This is a genomic window from Pantoea sp. ANP04 (genome assembly GCF_041982285.1).
GTDB lineage: Bacteria > Pseudomonadota > Gammaproteobacteria > Enterobacterales > Enterobacteriaceae > Pantoea > Pantoea eucalypti.
Window position 1 is genome coordinate 1 of sequence record NZ_JAUTYS010000010.1, and the last position, 16719, is coordinate 16719.

The 16719-nt window shown below is 53.6% G+C and carries 15 protein-coding genes and 2 other RNA genes; 10 read left to right on the forward strand and 7 right to left on the reverse strand.

Annotated features, from left to right (window positions below):
• The first annotated feature begins 117 nt into the window (after positions 1-117).
• From Q7C21_RS14115 to xthA, 3 genes are all read left to right on the forward strand, one after another.
• Positions 118-245, forward strand: a non-coding RNA gene (locus tag Q7C21_RS14115) — RtT sRNA.
• 41 nt (positions 246-286) lie between these two features.
• Positions 287-414: non-coding RNA, RtT sRNA (locus Q7C21_RS14120), on the forward strand.
• Between the two features lie 222 nt (positions 415-636).
• Positions 637-1443, forward strand: coding sequence for an exodeoxyribonuclease III (gene xthA, locus Q7C21_RS14125; RefSeq protein WP_033762790.1), 807 nt, complete (start codon positions 637-639; stop codon positions 1441-1443).
• A gap of 33 nt (positions 1444-1476) precedes the next feature.
• Here the strand turns inward: xthA and Q7C21_RS14130 are convergent, their stop codons facing one another.
• The 3 genes from Q7C21_RS14130 to Q7C21_RS14140 form a co-directional block, all read right to left on the reverse strand.
• Positions 1477-1788: a DUF1496 domain-containing protein gene (locus tag Q7C21_RS14130; protein ID WP_154926320.1), complete on the reverse strand. Its 312-nt coding sequence runs from the start codon at positions 1786-1788 to the stop codon at positions 1477-1479.
• Positions 1785-3701: a DNA topoisomerase III gene (locus Q7C21_RS14135; RefSeq protein ID WP_286863405.1), complete on the reverse strand. Its 1917-nt coding sequence runs from the start codon at positions 3699-3701 to the stop codon at positions 1785-1787. Before Q7C21_RS14135 ends, Q7C21_RS14130 begins: the two co-directional genes overlap by 4 nt.
• Positions 3702-3892: 191 nt before the next feature.
• Entirely contained in the window at positions 3893-4444 is a 552-nt protein-coding gene (locus Q7C21_RS14140) for an NAD(P)H nitroreductase (RefSeq protein WP_375150804.1), read from the reverse strand.
• 173 nt (positions 4445-4617) lie between these two features.
• On the opposite strand from Q7C21_RS14140, the gene sppA reads away from it, so the two are divergent.
• The 3 genes from sppA (at position 4618) to pncA (ending at position 8204) form a co-directional block, all read left to right on the forward strand.
• Positions 4618-6480, forward strand: coding sequence for a signal peptide peptidase SppA (sppA, locus tag Q7C21_RS14145; protein WP_375150805.1), 1863 nt, complete (start codon positions 4618-4620; stop codon positions 6478-6480).
• Between the two features lie 85 nt (positions 6481-6565).
• On the forward strand, positions 6566-7579 hold the full coding sequence (gene ansA, locus Q7C21_RS14150; protein ID WP_008925303.1) for an asparaginase: 1014 nt from the start codon (positions 6566-6568) through the stop codon (positions 7577-7579).
• Positions 7580-7595: 16 nt separating this feature from the next.
• Positions 7596-8204, forward strand: coding sequence for a bifunctional nicotinamidase/pyrazinamidase (pncA, locus tag Q7C21_RS14155; RefSeq protein ID WP_003852752.1), 609 nt, complete (start codon positions 7596-7598; stop codon positions 8202-8204).
• Between the two features lie 39 nt (positions 8205-8243).
• Here pncA and Q7C21_RS14160 read toward each other — a convergent pair whose 3' ends face one another.
• A complete protein-coding gene (locus Q7C21_RS14160) occupies positions 8244-8525 on the reverse strand; it encodes a YeaC family protein (protein WP_003852750.1) in 282 nt (93 codons plus the stop codon).
• A 5-nt stretch (positions 8526-8530) separates the two neighbouring features.
• Complete coding sequence (msrB, locus tag Q7C21_RS14165) at positions 8531-8941, reverse strand: peptide-methionine (R)-S-oxide reductase MsrB (RefSeq protein ID WP_003852748.1); 411 nt, start codon at positions 8939-8941, stop codon at positions 8531-8533.
• 341 nt (positions 8942-9282) lie between these two features.
• Here msrB and gapA point away from each other — a divergent pair, with 341 nt between their 5' ends.
• Positions 9283-10281, forward strand: coding sequence for a glyceraldehyde-3-phosphate dehydrogenase (gapA, locus tag Q7C21_RS14170; protein ID WP_003852747.1), 999 nt, complete (start codon positions 9283-9285; stop codon positions 10279-10281).
• Between the two features lie 73 nt (positions 10282-10354).
• Positions 10355-11254 carry a D-hexose-6-phosphate mutarotase gene (locus Q7C21_RS14175; RefSeq protein WP_003852745.1) on the forward strand — a complete coding sequence of 300 codons (900 nt, stop codon included), beginning with the start codon at positions 10355-10357 and terminating at the stop codon, positions 11252-11254.
• Here the strand turns inward: Q7C21_RS14175 and Q7C21_RS14180 are convergent.
• Together Q7C21_RS14180 and Q7C21_RS14185 are read right to left on the reverse strand one after the other, a co-directional pair.
• A complete protein-coding gene (locus Q7C21_RS14180; RefSeq protein WP_375150806.1) occupies positions 11251-12102 on the reverse strand; it encodes an aldo/keto reductase in 852 nt (283 codons plus the stop codon). The genes Q7C21_RS14175 and Q7C21_RS14180 overlap by 4 nt on opposite strands.
• Positions 12103-12183: 81 nt before the next feature.
• Complete coding sequence (locus tag Q7C21_RS14185; protein WP_375150807.1) at positions 12184-12933, reverse strand: MipA/OmpV family protein; 750 nt, start codon at positions 12931-12933, stop codon at positions 12184-12186.
• A gap of 420 nt (positions 12934-13353) precedes the next feature.
• On the opposite strand from Q7C21_RS14185, the gene yeaG reads away from it, so the two are divergent.
• Both yeaG and Q7C21_RS14195 read left to right on the forward strand, forming a co-directional pair.
• The gene (gene yeaG / locus Q7C21_RS14190) at positions 13354-15288 is read left to right on the forward strand and encodes a protein kinase YeaG (RefSeq protein WP_003852739.1); all 1935 of its coding nucleotides are present in this window, start codon (positions 13354-13356) and stop codon (positions 15286-15288) included.
• A gap of 85 nt (positions 15289-15373) precedes the next feature.
• On the forward strand, positions 15374-16648 hold the full coding sequence (locus Q7C21_RS14195; protein WP_003852738.1) for a YeaH/YhbH family protein: 1275 nt from the start codon (positions 15374-15376) through the stop codon (positions 16646-16648).
• The last annotated feature ends 71 nt before the right edge of the window (positions 16649-16719 follow it).

Genomic DNA, 16719 nt, shown 5'->3' on the forward strand with positions numbered 1-16719 from the left:
CCCGAGCGGCCAAAGGGAGCAGACTGTAAATCTGCCGTCACAGACTTCGAAGGTTCGAATCCTTCTCCCACCACCATTCTGCAAATCGCATATGAATCCCAAAAAACTACCCAAGCTTCCTGTTCTGCGGGGAGAGGGATGAGAACCTTCGATTAAGGTTCGTGTCGAGCATCGCGAGACAACGCGCTTCAGCGCGGCCCGCAGGGTGAGGCGCAACGCGCCGAATAATCCTTCTCCCACCACCATTCTGCATATCGCACACGAATCCCAAAAAACTACCCAAGCTTCCTGTTCTGCGGGGAGAGGGATGAGAACCTTCGATCAAGGTTCGTGTCGAGCATCTCGTGACAACGCGCTTCAGCGCGGCCCGCAGGGTGAGGCGCAACGCGCCGAATAATCCTTCTCCCACCACCATTCTGCAAATCGCATATGAATCCCAAAAAACTACCCAAGCTTCCTGTTCTGCGGGGAGAGGGATGAGAACCTTCGATTAAGGTTCGTGTGCAGCATCGCCCTTCTGCGCTACCCGATAATTCCTTACCCGCTTTCGACCAATCTTCCCCTGTTCTGCCATGACTTTATGCATAAAAATCGTTACCATCTCCGGCTATCACTTGCTGAACAATGGTCGATCTCATGAAATTTGTTTCATTTAACATCAATGGGTTGCGCGCCCGCCCGCACCAGCTTCAGGCGCTTGTCGAACAGCATCAGCCGGATGTGATCGGTCTGCAGGAAACCAAAGTTCATGATGACATGTTCCCGCTGGAAGAGGTGTCAAAGCTCGGTTATCACGTCTTCTATCATGGACAGAAAGGCCATTATGGCGTGGCATTGCTCACCAAAGCTCAGCCCGTGTCGGTCAGTCGGGGATTTCCGGATGATGACGAAGAATCCCAGCGCCGTCTGATCGTCGCGGAAATTCCCAGCCCGATTGGCGATATCACCGTAATTAACGGCTATTTCCCACAGGGAGAAAGTCGTGACCATCCCACAAAATTTCCGGCTAAAGAGAAATTCTACCGCGATCTGCAACGTCTGCTGACCGACGATCTGCCTGCTGATAAGCCGGTTCTGATTATGGGCGACATGAATATCAGCAGCACCGATTTGGATATTGGTATTGGTGAGGATAACCGTAAGCGCTGGCTGCGCACCGGCAAATGCTCATTCCTGCCGGAAGAGCGCGAATGGATGGATCGCCTGCTGAGCTGGGGACTGGTTGATACCTGGCGTGAGCACAATCCGGAAGTGGCGGACCGTTTCTCATGGTTCGATTACCGTTCGAAAGGGTTTGATGATAATCGCGGGTTACGTATTGATCTGGTGCTGGCAAGTAAAAACCTGGCGTCACACTGCGTCGAGACCGGCATTGATTATGCTATCCGGAGCATGGAGAAACCTTCTGACCATGCACCCATCTGGTCAACCTTCCGCTTTTAACTGACGGTCGCGTGGCAGAGCGCCACGCGACGGCTATTTGACGATCTTCCAGATCAGGTTGTTGGTGCCAATGGAGTGTTCATCACGGGTGCATTGCAGTAACACACCCTCTGATTTCACCACCGCACCTTCCGTATAATTACGGTTCTCAAAGATACAGCAGCGAAGACAGTCTGGCTGACGTCGCTCAGCCTGCGTCCAGGCTTCGGGGGGGATATCTACTACCACGTCAGTATTCCCACCGCTGTTACCCTGCGGTGGCATCGACTGATAACGACTGTTCGCCTGCGCTGCGCTGGTCGCCAGCGTCAGGGCGATGACCAGTAATACTGAATAACGCCTCATTCCGTCTCCTTCACTTTACGCCTGGTTTTGCGCACCGGACGTTTCTGTCCGGTGGACGGTAATCCCCGAAATGCATGCGCCGCAGGCTGCTGTCGCGCCTGCTGGATAAGCGTCGTTAAGGTCTGCACCAGCGGCTGCATGAACTCATCATAGCGGCAGGCCTTTTCACTGATACGCGTCAGTGTCGATTCCCACTGCGCGGTCATATCCGGGCGGGCAGCCAGATCGGGCAACGAGTGAATAAGGGCACGTCCGGCATCAGTCGAATTGATGTAACGGCCCTTCTTCACCAGGAAGCCACGACGAAACAGTAATTCGATAATGCCGGCGCGTGTGGCTTCCGTTCCTAAACCATCGGTCGCACGCAGCACTTTCTTTAATTCTTTATCCTGAACAAAACGGGCAATACCGGTCATCGCGGAAAGAATGGTGGCATCGGTAAACGGGCGCGGCGGTTGTGTCTGCTTCGCCAGCACCTCGCCCCGCTCGCACAGAAGCTCATCCCCTTTTGCCACTACCGGCAGCGGCATACCATCATTCTCTTCATCCCGCTCTTTACTGCCCAGCAGCGCGCGCCAGCCTGCTTCTGCAAGAAAACGCGCTTTCGCCACGAATTTTCCGCCCGCAATATCAAGGTCGATGACGCATTTGCGGAACACGGAATCGGGGCAGAACTGCATCAGATACTGGCGCGCCACCAGCTCATAAATATTCTGCTCGTTTTCACTGAGCTTAACCGCGCTGGAACGCGCCGTGGGGATAATGGCGTGGTGGGCATCCACTTTTTTATCGTCCCAGCAGCGGTTTCTGCGATCGGCATCGAAGTCTCCGGGCGGGATCAGCTGCGACTGATGGGCTTGTATCGCCTTTAATACCGCATGTCGACCGGCAAAATGCTCTTCCGGCAGGTAACGGCTGTCTGAACGGGGATAGGTAATCAGTTTATGCGTTTCATAGAGCCGCTGGCAGGTATCCAGCACCGTCTGCGCACTCAGCCCGTAGCGTTTAGCCGCCTCGATTTGCAGGCTGGAGAGGGAGAATGGCAGCGGAGCCACTTCATTTTCACGCTTATCACTGTAAGCGGTGACCGTTGCAGGCTGGCCGGTAATGCGCGCCACCACATGATCGGCCAGCGCACGCTTGAGCAGACGGCCCTCTTCATCCTGCCACGGCTCACAGGCTTCGCTGGGGATCCAGCTGGCGATAAACTGAGTGCCATCAGGCGTGATAATATGGGCCTTCACTTCGAAGTAATCTTTCGGCACGAAGTTTTCGATCTCTTCATCGCGCCGGACGACCAGCCCCAGCACCGGCGTCTGTACGCGGCCAACCGACAGCACACCGTCATAGCCCGCATTACGCCCGAGAAGTGTCCAGGCACGGGTCATGTTAATGCCGTAGAGCCAGTCAGCACGCGCGCGGGCCAGCGCGGAAACGCATAACGGGATAAACTCGCGATTCTCACGCAGGCGGTTTACCGCCCGGTCCACCGCCTGAGGATTGAGATCGTTGATCAGGCAGCGCTGCACGTTTTTACGTTTTTCTGGTGACAGATTCAGGTAATCGAGTACCTCATCCACCAGCAACTGCCCTTCCCGATCCGGGTCACCGGCATGCACCACTTCGCTCGCCTGCGCCAGCAATCCCTCAACCACTTTCAGCTGCTTCGCGACCGAGGGACGAGGTTTAAGCTGCCACTTTTCCGGAATGATCGGCAGATCGGCCAGCGACCAGCGCGCATAACGGCTGTCATAACTGTCGGGTTGTGCCTGCTCCAGAAGATGGCCTACGCACCAGGTGACGATCTGATCGTTGCCGCAGGCAATGAAGCCATCACCGCGTCGATGCGGTTTCGGTAATACATCCGCGATAGCACGCCCAAGGCTCGGTTTTTCCGCAATAAACAAACGCATTGAATCAGGTAATCCTTAACATCAGGGGAACACGTTGATAACCGGTTGTTCGCTGTCGGTTTGCATCTCGCGGGCTATGTTAGCCTGGCTGCTCTTCTGGCGTAAGCGTGATACGCGGTGTTAGCGATCGTTCGCACAGGAACCGTGCAAAAGGCAGGGCTGAAGAGCACCCTGCCCGAACCCGCAGACAATCAGAAGTAACGGACGAAAGGCGCAGTGTCTGGCGGGAGCACAGTAGTGCTGGATTTCAGTTGCGGGGTGCCCAGATAGAGAAAGCCGACGATAGCATCCTGCTCGCGGCAGCCAAAGGCCTGGCGTACCTGCTCGTCATCGGTCCAGGCTCCACTGCGCCAGATACCGTTGAAGCCCTGGGCCACGGCCGCCATCTGCATCGCCATCACGGCACAGCTTGCCGAGGCGATCTGTTCCCAGCGCGGCACTTTATGGTGCTCTTCACAATGCGCCACTACCGTGATGATCATCGGCGCGCGAAACGGTGCCTGGCTCGCTTTGTTAATCGCCTTTTCATCCAGCTGATTATCGTGGGCTGCTTTCTCCAGCAGCTGGCTCATCCGGTCGCGTCCCTCATTTTCTACAATGATAAAACGCCAGGGCTGCAGCGTCCCATGATCTGGTGCGCGCATGCCAGCCCGCAGAATGTTTTCCAGCGCGTCACCTGCCGGTGCCGGCTCTGTCAGGCGTGAGGCCGAACGTCGGTTGACCAGTAATTCAAGTGCGTCCATGTTTCTCTCCCGATCTCTGTAATGTGGCCGTTATCCTGGCACAGGCAGATTTTTTGTAACAGTGCACAGTGATTTCCTGCTGACTTTTAACACGCCGCTCTTTAGGATGAGCTCGTCGGGGAAGTCTGGTCCGCGCGGCGGCCACTTCCTGCTACATATTTATGGAGAGTCTGATGCGCACATTGTGGCGAATAATTGCAGGTCTGTTCCGCTGGAGCTGGCGGGTATTGAATTTTATCAGGGAATTTATTCTGAATATTTTCCTGATTTTGTTGATTGTGGTGTGTGCAGGGATCTGGCTGCAGGTCAGCGGATCGGGCGGCAGTTCAGCGCCGATTCAGCAAGGCGCACTGAAAGTCGATCTCAGCGGCGTACTGGTGGATAAACCCTCGGTGAGCAATCGTCTGAGTAAAATCGGCCGCCAGCTGCTGGGTGCCAGCAGTGACCGCCTACAGGAAAATTCGTTGTTTGATGTGGTCGACGCGATTCGCCAGGCAAAAGGCGACAGCAACATTAAAGGCATCGTGCTGGATTTACGCGAATTTGCCGGCGGTGATCAGCCTTCGCTGCAATATGTCGGAAAAGCATTACGGGAATTCCGTGACAGCGGCAAGCCGATTTATGCACTGGGCGACAGCTACAGCCAGGCGCAGTACTACCTTGCCAGCTACGCCACTAAAATCTATCTGTCGCCGCAGGGCAGCGTGGATCTGCATGGTTTCGCCACCAACGGGCTTTACTACAAAACGCTGCTGGATAAGCTGAAAGTCACCTCACACGTTTTCCGTGTCGGGACTTATAAATCCGCGGTAGAACCGTTCCTGCGTGACGATATGTCCCCTGCTGCACGGGATGCTGACAGCCGCTGGGTCGGTCAGCTGTGGCAGAATTACCTGAACACCGTGGCGGCCAATCGTCAGATTACGCCTGAGCAACTCTTCCCGGGCGCAGCGGCAATCATTGCCGGATTGAACGCGGTGAAAGGCGATACCGCGCAATATGCACTGGACAATAAGCTGGTTGATACGCTGGGTTCCCGTGCAGCAGCGGATGAAGAACTGATAAAGACCTTTGGTCTGGATAAGCAGAGCAATGATTATCGCAGCGTCAGCATTTATGACTACAGCGTGAAACCGGCTGGCTCTCAGCAGGATGGCAACATCGCCGTCGTCATGGCCAGCGGAGCCATCATGGATGGCGAAGAGACGCCGGGCAACGTCGGCGGCGACACCACGGCAGCTCAGATTCGCGATGCGCGTCTTGATCCGAAAATCAAAGCGATCATTCTGCGGGTAAACAGCCCGGGCGGCAGCGTCACGGCTTCTGAAGCCATTCGTGAAGAGCTGGCAGCGGCTCAGGCCGCGGGCAAGCCGATCGTGGTTTCAATGGGCGGTATGGCGGCATCCGGTGGTTACTGGATCTCAACACCCGCCAGCTACATCGTGGCGAACCCGAGCACGCTAACCGGCTCGATTGGTATCTTTGGCGTGATCAATACGCTGGAGAACAGTCTGGACAGCATTGGCGTACACACAGATGGTGTCGCGACCTCCCCGCTGGCGGATATCTCTACCACCAAAGCGTTGCCAGCCGAAGTTCAGCAGATGATGCAGCTGACCATCGAAAATGGCTACCGCAACTTTGTGGGTCTGGTGGCGAAGTCGCGTCACAAAACACCAGAGCAGATTGATGCCATTGCCCAGGGCCACGTCTGGACCGGCAGCGATGCAAAAGCCAATGGTCTGGTTGATGCGCTGGGTGACTTTGATGATGCCGTGAAGAAAGCAGGCGAGCTGGCGAAAGTCGATAAACCTATGCTGAGCTGGTATCAGGATGACCCGAGCTTCCTGGATATGATGCTGAGCCAGATGAACGCGTCTGTGCAGGCAGTATTGCCGGATACGCTGAAAGCCTGGCTGCCAGCGCCGATGCTGGATGTGATGAGTGCCATGAAAGCCCAGCCGGGTCTGTTTGACAAACAAAACGATCCTCAGAACCGTTACGCCCTCTGCCTGAACTGCGGCGAAGTGCGATAAACCTCTCAGCCCGGCCGCTGGTCGGGCTGCTTTTCCCCGCTATTCCCCTTATACTGCGCGTTTTATGGCGAGTCTGAGTTCTCTGATGCAAAAGAAAAATATCTATGTAGCCTACACTGGCGGGACAATCGGTATGCAACGCTCGGCGCAGGGCTATATTCCGGTCTCCGGACACCTGCAGCAGCAGCTGGCAAACATGCCCGAGTTCCACCGCCCTGAGATGCCTGATTTCACTATTCACGAATATCAGCCGCTGATCGACTCTTCCGACATGACACCGGAAGACTGGCAGTCTATTGCCGAAGATATTCGCCAAAATTACGATCGCTACGATGGTTTTGTGATTTTGCATGGCACGGACACCATGGCGTTTACCGCGTCAGCCCTCTCTTTTATGCTGGAAAATCTGGCTAAGCCGGTAATTGTGACCGGGTCGCAGATTCCACTGGCTGAGCTGCGCTCAGATGGCCAGCAAAATCTGTTAAATTCGCTTTATGTCGCGGCTAACTATCCGATCAGCGAAGTATCACTGTTTTTTAATAACACCCTTTATCGCGGCAACCGTACGACCAAGGCCCACGCTGACGGCTTTAATGCCTTTGCTTCGCCAAACCTTTCTGCGCTGCTGGAAGCGGGCATTCATATTCGCCGCCTCAATACGCCACCCGCCCCGTCCGGTCAGGGCGAGCTCAGGGTCCACACGATTACGCCTCAGCCTATTGGTGTGGTCACCATCTATCCTGGGATTTCAGCAGACGTTGTGCGCAACTTCCTGCGTCAGCCGGTGAAAGCGTTGATCCTGCGTTCTTACGGCGTGGGTAACGCACCGCAAAACAAAGAATTCCTTGCTGAACTGCAGCAGGCCAGCGAGCGCGGCATCGTGGTGGTGAACCTCACTCAGTGTATTTCTGGCAAAGTGAATATGGGCGGATACGCTACCGGCAATGCACTGGAACATGCTGGCGTAATCAGCGGATTCGACCTCACTGTAGAAGCAGCATTGACCAAATTACACTTTTTACTCAGCCAGGATCTGTCGGCCGATCAAATCCGTGCAAGAATGCAGCAGAATCTGCGCGGTGAACTGACTGAAGACTGAAACGGAGCGACAAATAATGAAGCGGGCACTCATCATTATTGATATCCAGAACGATTTTTGCCCAGGCGGCCCAATGGCCGTTCATGAGGGTGATCACACTGTCGAGGTGGCAAATCGTTACGCACGCATGTTCCGTGAAAACGGTGAGTGCGTTCTGGCCCTGCAGGACTGGCACCCGGCCGATCACGGCAGTTTTGCCTCGATCTCAGGCGAACCGGTTTACACCCTGGGCGAATTAAATGGTCTGGCGCAGATCTGGTGGCCCGATCACGGTATTCAGGGCTCAGCGGGCGCAGATTTTCATCCCGGTCTGGATCGCTCGCTGTTTGATGCGACATTCCACAAAGGCGAAGATCATGATGTCGACAGCTACAGCGCCTTTTTTGACAACGGTCATCGCCGTAAAACCGAACTGGACAGCTGGCTGCGTGAGCGTGGCATTACCCATCTGGTGATGCTGGGGCTGGCGACGGACTACTGCGTGAAATATAGCGTACTGGATGCGCTGGAGCTGGGGTATCACGTTGAGGTGGTCAAAGAGGGTTGCCGCGGAGTGAATCTGAATCCAGAGGACAGTGAGATCGCCTTCGCACAGATGACCGCTCAGGGCGCTATTTTGATTTAAAGATAGAGCTGGCTCGACGCCAGCTCTATTTCGTGCAGATTAGTGCAGATGAATCCGTGTTACATCCGGGTCGATGCCGAACTCTTCTTTCAGTTCTTTTTTCGACTTCATCACCATCTCGCCACCTTTACCGATGGTCATATGCTGTGGCGCGTCGTTGTGCCTTGCCTGCCACATCATTACCAGTTGCAGGCAGTTGTCACGCTGCTCCTGAGTCAGCGCCACACCATCCGGCCACTTACCAATCTCAACCGCCGTCGCCAGCCGCTGATAAACTTCAGGTGTCATTGACGCAAGCATTGCTTCAAGTTGTTCCTTCATTGCCGTTACCCTTTGGTCTGTTCGCCCTGCTCGTCGGTAAAATTCAATGAGGCGGAGTTAACACAGTAGCGTTCGCCAGTCGGTTGCGGGCCATCGGGGAAGACGTGCCCCAGATGCGCATCACAACTGCCACAGCGGATCTCAACACGCTGCATGCCATGTGAATTATCTTCGATGTAACGAATCGCATCATCACTTACTGGCTGATAAAAACTGGGCCAGCCACAGCCAGAATCATACTTGGTCTCAGAGAGAAAGAGTGGCGCCTCACAGACCAGGCAGTGGTAGATCCCTTCCTGCTTGTTGTGGAGCAGTGCGCCGCTGTAAGGCGGTTCCGTTCCGCGCTGCTGTGTCACATAACGCTGCATCTCTGTCAGCTCGGCGATTTTTGCGTCGGTTGCGGTGTCTTTAGCCATTTTAGGATTCCGGGGAAGTGCCATTCTGAAAAATTCGACTATTATTCTAACAAATGATCAACATAACCCGGGTCTTTTTTTGTGCTCACCCTTTCAGCCCGTCTGCTGCTAAGCGGATTTGTGACATCGATCACCTTTTGTTTCGGGCATCCCTATATATTCGGCGATTGAATCGACGAAGCGCGATATGATGAGCGGCGCGCAAGCGGTTGCGCATCGAATAATTCCTTTCAGGCGAATTGACCTGTCGCAACAATTGACACGATTCCGCTTGACGCCTGGTAAGGTTTTTGTAATTTTACAGGCAACTTTTATTCACTAACCAATAGCTGGTGGAATATATGACTATCAAAGTAGGTATCAATGGTTTCGGCCGTATCGGTCGCATCGTTTTCCGTGCTGCTCAAAAGCGTTCTGACATCGAAATCGTTGCTATCAACGACCTGCTGGACGCGGATTACATGGCGTACATGCTGAAGTATGACTCTACTCACGGTCGTTTCGACGGCACCGTAGAAGTTCAGGATGGCGCACTGGTGGTTAACGGTAAAAAAATCCGTGTTACTGCTGAACGTGATCCAGCGAACCTGAAGTGGGATGAAGTGGGCGTTGACGTTGTTGCTGAAGCAACCGGTATCTTCCTGACCGACGAAACCGCACGTAAACACATCACCGCGGGTGCTAAGAAAGTCGTTCTGACCGGTCCATCTAAAGATGACACCCCAATGTTTGTTCGTGGTGCAAACTTCGACAAATATGATGGCCAGGATATCGTTTCTAACGCTTCCTGTACCACCAACTGCCTGGCACCACTGGCCAAAGTGATCAACGACAAGTTCGGCATCGTTGAAGGTCTGATGACCACTGTTCACGCGACCACTGCAACCCAGAAAACCGTTGATGGCCCATCTCACAAAGACTGGCGCGGCGGCCGCGGCGCATCGCAGAACATCATCCCTTCATCAACTGGCGCAGCGAAAGCCGTTGGTAAAGTTCTGCCAGAGCTGAACGGCAAACTGACCGGTATGGCATTCCGCGTACCTACCCCTAACGTTTCCGTTGTTGACCTGACCGTGCGTCTGGAAAAAGCGGCGTCTTACAAAGAAATCTGTGCTGCAATCAAAGCAGCTGCAGAAGGCGAGATGAAAGACGTTCTGGGCTATGTTGAAGATGACGTGGTTTCTACCGACTTCAACGGCGAAATCCTGACTTCAGTGTTTGACGCTAAAGCCGGTATCGCGCTGAACGACAACTTTGTGAAACTGGTTTCCTGGTACGACAACGAAACTGGCTACTCAAACAAAGTTCTCGACCTGATTGCACTGGTTTCTGCTAAATAAGGCAGCCAGACAGCATTGAGAATAAGGGCGACTTCGGTCGCCCTTTTTTTATCCGTACAGGAAGGAAGCGAACATGCAAGATAAGCTGTTTACTCTGCCGGTGGTTAATCAGATTTCCCCTTACCTCACCCAGCGTCAGGTAGGTGAACTCCCGGCGATTGTCATCAGTCACCCTAAGGTTCGGGCTGCGATCACCCTGCAGGGCGCGCACCTGATCGCCTGGCAGCCAAGCGGTGAGAAGCCGGTGCTCTGGCTGAGCGATAAGAGTCTCTTCTCACCAGGCAAAGCAATTCGTGGCGGTGTCCCCATCTGCTGGCCGTGGTTCGGCCCGGCAGGCGAACCGGCACACGGTTTTGCCCGGATTCAGCCGTGGAAGCTGACTGCGCATGATGAGAATGAAGATGGCGTGATGCTGACACTGGTGCTGGAGAGCAATGCACAGACGCTGAAGCTCTGGCCGCATGAGTTTACCCTGATTGCCCGCTTCCGCCTGGGCCAGCATTGTGAGATCGAACTTGAAGCCTACGGTGACTTCGAAGCGACAGCAGCGCTGCACAGCTACTTTACCGTCAGCGACATCAACGGCGTTGAGGTTTCCGGTCTGGGCAATAGTTTTATCGACAAGGTGAATAACGGCGAGGCTGGCAGCAGCGACGGCAAGCAACGTTATCCGGGACGCATTGACCGTATCTTTACCGCCGCAGAAGATTGCTCGGTGATCAATGATACGGCGGATCAACGGCAGATTGAGGTTTATCACCATCACCACAGTGACGTTGTCACGTGGAATCCAGGTGTGGAACTCTCCTGCAGCATGTCGGACATGGCGAATGAGGGTTATAAAACCATGGTCTGCGTGGAGACGGCGCGCATCAGTAAACCGTTACGCAGCGCAGGTGAGAAGCCAGCACGCCTGGCCACGACTTTCCGCCTGAAGAAGAAAGCCGCAGCGGGCGACAAGGTCAGCGGCTAAACGATATCCAGCGGTAACTTATGCTGTGGTGCTGGCCAGGCACGATCGATGAGCTGCAACTCTTCATCGGTCAGGACGACCTCCAGTGCCGCAGCATTTTCCTGCACGTGAACGACTGAGCTGGCTTTGGGAATGGCAATCACCTCAGGCTGACGAATGACCCAGGCCAGCAGAAGCTGCGCGACGCTGATGCCCTTCTGTTGTGCAATCTGCGTCAGTACCGGGTCGGTAAAGAGTGAGTCACGCAGCCGTCCTGCCTGTGCCAGCGGACAGTAGGCCATTATCGGCATCTTACGCTGCTGACATGCCGGCAGCAGATCAAATTCAATACCGCGTGACGCCAGATGATAGAGCACCTGATTGGTCGTACACTGACTTCCTTCCGGTTCATCCCAAAGTTCTGCCATGTCATCTGTGTCAAAATTCGAGACGCCCCAGTGACGGATCTTGCCCTGCTGCTGCAGGCGTTCCATGGCGCGCAGGGTCTCTTCCAGTGGAACATTACCGCGCCAGTGCAACAGGTAAAGGTCAAGATAATCGGTCTGCAGACGGCGCAGGCTGCGCTCACAGGCTTCAATAGCATCCACTTCGCCTGCATTCCACGGATAGACTTTTGATACCAGCAGCGCCTTGTCGCGACGCCCCAGCATGGCCTGCCCGACCACCTCTTCGGCTCCGCCGTCGGCGTACATTTCGGCGGTATCAATCAATTGCAAACCACATTCAAGACCTGCCTGCAGTGCAGCGATTTCAGCGGAACGCTGCGCCGGATTCTCGCCCATGTACCAGGTGCCCTGGCCAATGACCGGCAGATTACTGAAGTCAGCAAAGTTAATCGTGTTGCGCATTCTGCTCTCCCGCCCCCTTTCGGGGCCCTGTAAAAGAACAGAGGGCAATAGATGCCCTCTTTTGGTGCGAATGAAGCGTTATCAGAAGGTGTAGCTGATACCCGTCCAGATTAACGCCTGCCCGCTTTTATCAATCATCGGGCTGTCTTTGATTTCGCTGTCAAAGCGCGTGTAGCGTCCTGTGAGGCTGGCATTCCACTGCGGAGAAATCTGATAGCTGGCATTCAGCTCAACGTAAGGGGACCAGCTGTCATCAGGCGTATAGCGACTAATACCGGTCCGGGCGCTTTCATGGCCGGAGACACCGTAGTAGTAACGGTTTTGATTGGCGCTGTTCCAGATAGCACCAATGCCCGGAGTAAGACTGAAGTCGCCCATCTCAAAGCGATAAAGGTAGGTTAAATCCCACATCATCCCGTTGCTGTTGTTCAGCACATCGCCCAGTAATGAAGTACGGACGATACCCCAGTCAGCAACGTGACGATACGTTGCGCCACCCATCAGCGTCATACGGCGTTTATCCAGCCCTTTCATGTCGCCCAGGTCATTCTCACTGGGTTTGTACTCCTGCGGTGAACCCAGCAGCGTCAGCGACAGCTGGTTCTGGGGATCTTTCCACAGATAGTAGCCACCCTGCAGGCTGCGGAACCAGAAGTCTTCACCCTCATAGTTGATCACCGGAAGGGGGAGATAGCGATCCTGACCGCCGCGATAAGGTGACTGGGCATAGAGTACCGACGCACCAAGAGAAAGCGGTGCGGCAAAGACCTGCGAGCTCAGTAAATAACACGGCAGAAGTGCAACAAGCGTCTTAAATTTGAATTGGTTCACAATTTATTCATTCCATAAATATAACAATCAAACAGGAAGTCTAACGTTTTTTTACGGCTGCATTAACTTATATCGAATTCCTTTAAGTTACTCACCAATCAAAGTGGCATTTAAGGTTAAAAACACGTTAAGTTAAAGCATCACCCATATGAACTCATCTCACGACAAACCTGAAATACTCTTGATCTCCCCCTCATTCACCTAAACCCGTGGAGGAAATTTCCTAGAAGCCATCTACAGTTAGAAGTAACAGCATAGAATTTGACCGAGCAGAGTAACCACAAACGTTGTGTATCCCGATAAAAAAGATCAGGTTGGCATAAGGGTTGCTGTACTCAACAGAGAATATCTTCCGGGAGCTGCTACAAGTCATTAATTGTGCTCCTTACCTGTGCTAAAAACGAAAGGACGGGCATCGCTATGAATATATTCGATCACTATCGTCAGCGTTATGAAGCTGCCAAGGACGAAGAGTTCACACTGCAGGAATTTCTTGCTATCTGTAAGCAGGATCGCAGTGCATACGCCAACGCTGCAGAGCGACTGTTAATGGCTATCGGAGAGCCGGTAATGGTCGACACTGCTCAGGAGCCACGCCTTTCCAGAATATTCTCCAACCGTGTGATGGGACGCTATCCAGCGTTCGAGGAGTTTTACGGCATGGAGGAAGCGATTGAACAGATCGTCTCCTACCTGAAACATGCCGCTCAGGGACTGGAAGAGAAAAAACAGATCCTCTATTTGCTGGGGCCGGTCGGTGGCGGTAAATCCTCACTGGCGGAACGGCTTAAGTCGCTGATGCAGCGGGTGCCTATTTATGTGCTCAGTGCTGACGGCGAACGCAGCCCGGTAAATGACCACCCTCTTTGCCTGTTCAATCCGCAGGAAGATGCGCACATTCTTGAAAAAGAGTATGGCGTACCGCGCCGCTACCTCGGCACGATTATGTCGCCTTGGGCCGCTAAACGTCTGCACGATTTTGGTGGTGATATTTCACGTTTCAAAGTCGTTAAAGTCTGGCCGTCGATTCTGGAACAGCTGGCGATCGCCAAAACTGAACCGGGCGATGAGAACAACCAGGATATCTCTGCGCTGGTGGGTAAAGTGGATATCCGTAAACTGGAAAACCATGCGCAAAACGATCCCGATGCCTACGGCTATTCCGGTGCCCTCTGCCGCGCAAACCAGGGCATCATGGAGTTCGTCGAGATGTTTAAAGCGCCGATTAAAGTGCTGCATCCGTTACTGACGGCGACGCAGGAAGGGAACTATAACGGTACCGAAGGCATTTCGGCCCTGCCGTTCAACGGCATTATTCTGGCGCACTCCAACGAATCTGAATGGGTGACGTTCCGTAACAACAAGAATAATGAGGCGTTCCTTGACCGTGTCTATATCGTCAAGGTGCCCTATTGCCTGCGGGTCTCTGAAGAGATCAAAATCTACGACAAGTTGCTTAACCACAGTGAGCTGGCGACCTCGCCCTGCGCACCTGGCACGCTGGAAACGCTGGCACGCTTCTCTATCCTGTCGCGCCTGAAAGATCCTGAGAACTCCAGTATCTATTCCAAAATGCGGGTGTACGATGGTGAAAGCCTCAAAGATACCGACCCTAAAGCGAAGTCCTGGCAGGAGTATCACGACTACGCCGGTGTGGATGAGGGGATGAACGGTCTCTCGACCCGCTTTGCCTTTAAAATCCTGTCACGGGTGTTTAACTTCGACCACGCTGAAGTGGCCGCCAACCCGGTTCATCTGTTCTATGTGCTGGAGCAGCAGATTGAACGTGAGCAGTTTCCACAGGATCAGGCAGAGAAATACCTTGAACATCTTAAAGGCTATCTGATTCCTAAATACGCTGAGTTTATCGGCAAAGAGATTCAGACTGCTTATCTGGAGTCCTACTCTGAGTATGGTCAGAACATCTTTGACCGCTATGTCACTTATGCTGACTTCTGGATTCAGGATCAGGAGTATCGCGATCCCGATACCGGACAGCTGTTTGATCGTGAATCGCTCAATGCGGAACTGGAGAAAATTGAGAAACCCGCTGGCATCAGTAACCCGAAAGACTTCCGTAATGAGATCGTCAATTTTGTGCTGCGCGCCAGAGCACATAATAATGGTCGCAATCCAAACTGGACCAGTTACGAGAAGTTACGCACGGTAATTGAGAAGAAAATGTTCTCGAATACCGAGGAGTTACTGCCGGTGATTTCGTTCAATACCAAGACCTCTACCGATGAGCAGAAAAAACATGATGATTTTGTCGATCGCATGATGGAAAAAGGCTATACCCGCAAACAGGTTCGCCTGCTGTGTGAATGGTATCTGCGTGTGCGTAAATCGTCCTGATAGAGGTAAGCTTGCCGGTAAGTGATACCGGTCTGACAGGGTCGGGTGCGCCCGACCTGCTTACAATGTAGTTTGGGGGAATACCATGGCCTATTTCATCGATCGCCGGCTTAACGGTAAGAACAAGAGCGCGGTTAACCGCCAGCGCTTTCTTCGCCGTTATAAGTCGCAAATTAAGCAGTCGATCTCCGAGGCCATCAATAAACGCTCGGTGACCGACGTCAGCAGCGGCGAGTCCGTCTCTATACCTATTGACGACATCAATGAGCCGATTTTCCATCAGGGACGCGGCGGAAATCGTCATCGGGTCCATCCGGGTAACGACCATTTTGTGCAGAATGACCGTGTTGAGCGTCCCCAGGGCGGCGGCGGCGGTGGCAGCGGACAGGGTAATGCCAGTCAGGATGGTGAAGGACAGGATGAGTTTGTCTTTCAGATCTCGAAGGATGAGTACCTTGACCTGCTGTTTGAAGACCTTGCCCTGCCTAATCTGCGCCGCAACCAGCATCGTCAGCTTAATGAATATAAGACTCACCGTGCCGGTTTCACCTCTAACGGCGTACCAGCCAATATCAGCGTCGTGCGTTCGCTGCAGAACTCACTGGCGCGTCGTACCGCAATGACGGCAGGGAAACGCCGTATGCTGCATGAACTGGAAGAGACGCTGCAGGAGATTGAGAAAACTGAACCTGCTCAGTTGCTGGAGGAGGAGCGGCTACGCAAAGAGATCGCTGAATTGCGGGCGCGCATCGAACGGGTGCCCTTTATCGACACCTTCGATCTGCGCTACAAAAACTTTGAGAAACGCCCGGAGCCTTCCAGCCAGGCGGTCATGTTCTGTCTGATGGATGTCTCAGGTTCGATGGATCAGGCCACCAAGGATATGGCGAAACGCTTCTATATCCTGCTTTACCTGTTCCTGAGCCGCACCTACAAGAACGTTGATGTGGTTTATATCCGTCATCACACGCAGGCCAAAGAGGTGGACGAACAGGAGTTCTTCTACTCTCAGGAGACGGGCGGCACCATCGTGTCCAGTGCACTGAAACTGATGGATGAAGTCGTAAAAGAACGCTATGACCCGGCGCAGTGGAATATCTACGCGGCGCAGGCATCGGACGGTGACAACTGGGCGGACGATTCACCGCTCTGTCATGAGATTCTGGCGAAGCATATTCTGCCGGTCGTGCGTTATTACAGTTATATCGAAATCACCCGCCGTGCGCATCAGACGCTGTGGCGTGAGTATGAGCATCTGCAGGCAACATTCGATAACTTTGCCATTGAACATATTCGCGAACCGGAAGATATCTATCCGGTGTTCCGATCGCTGTTTCATAAACAGGCAACGGAAGCCTGATCCACCAGGCCGGTTAATCACCGGCTTTTTTTATCTGCCGAATAACCTGCTAAAACAGTCTGTTTTCTCCC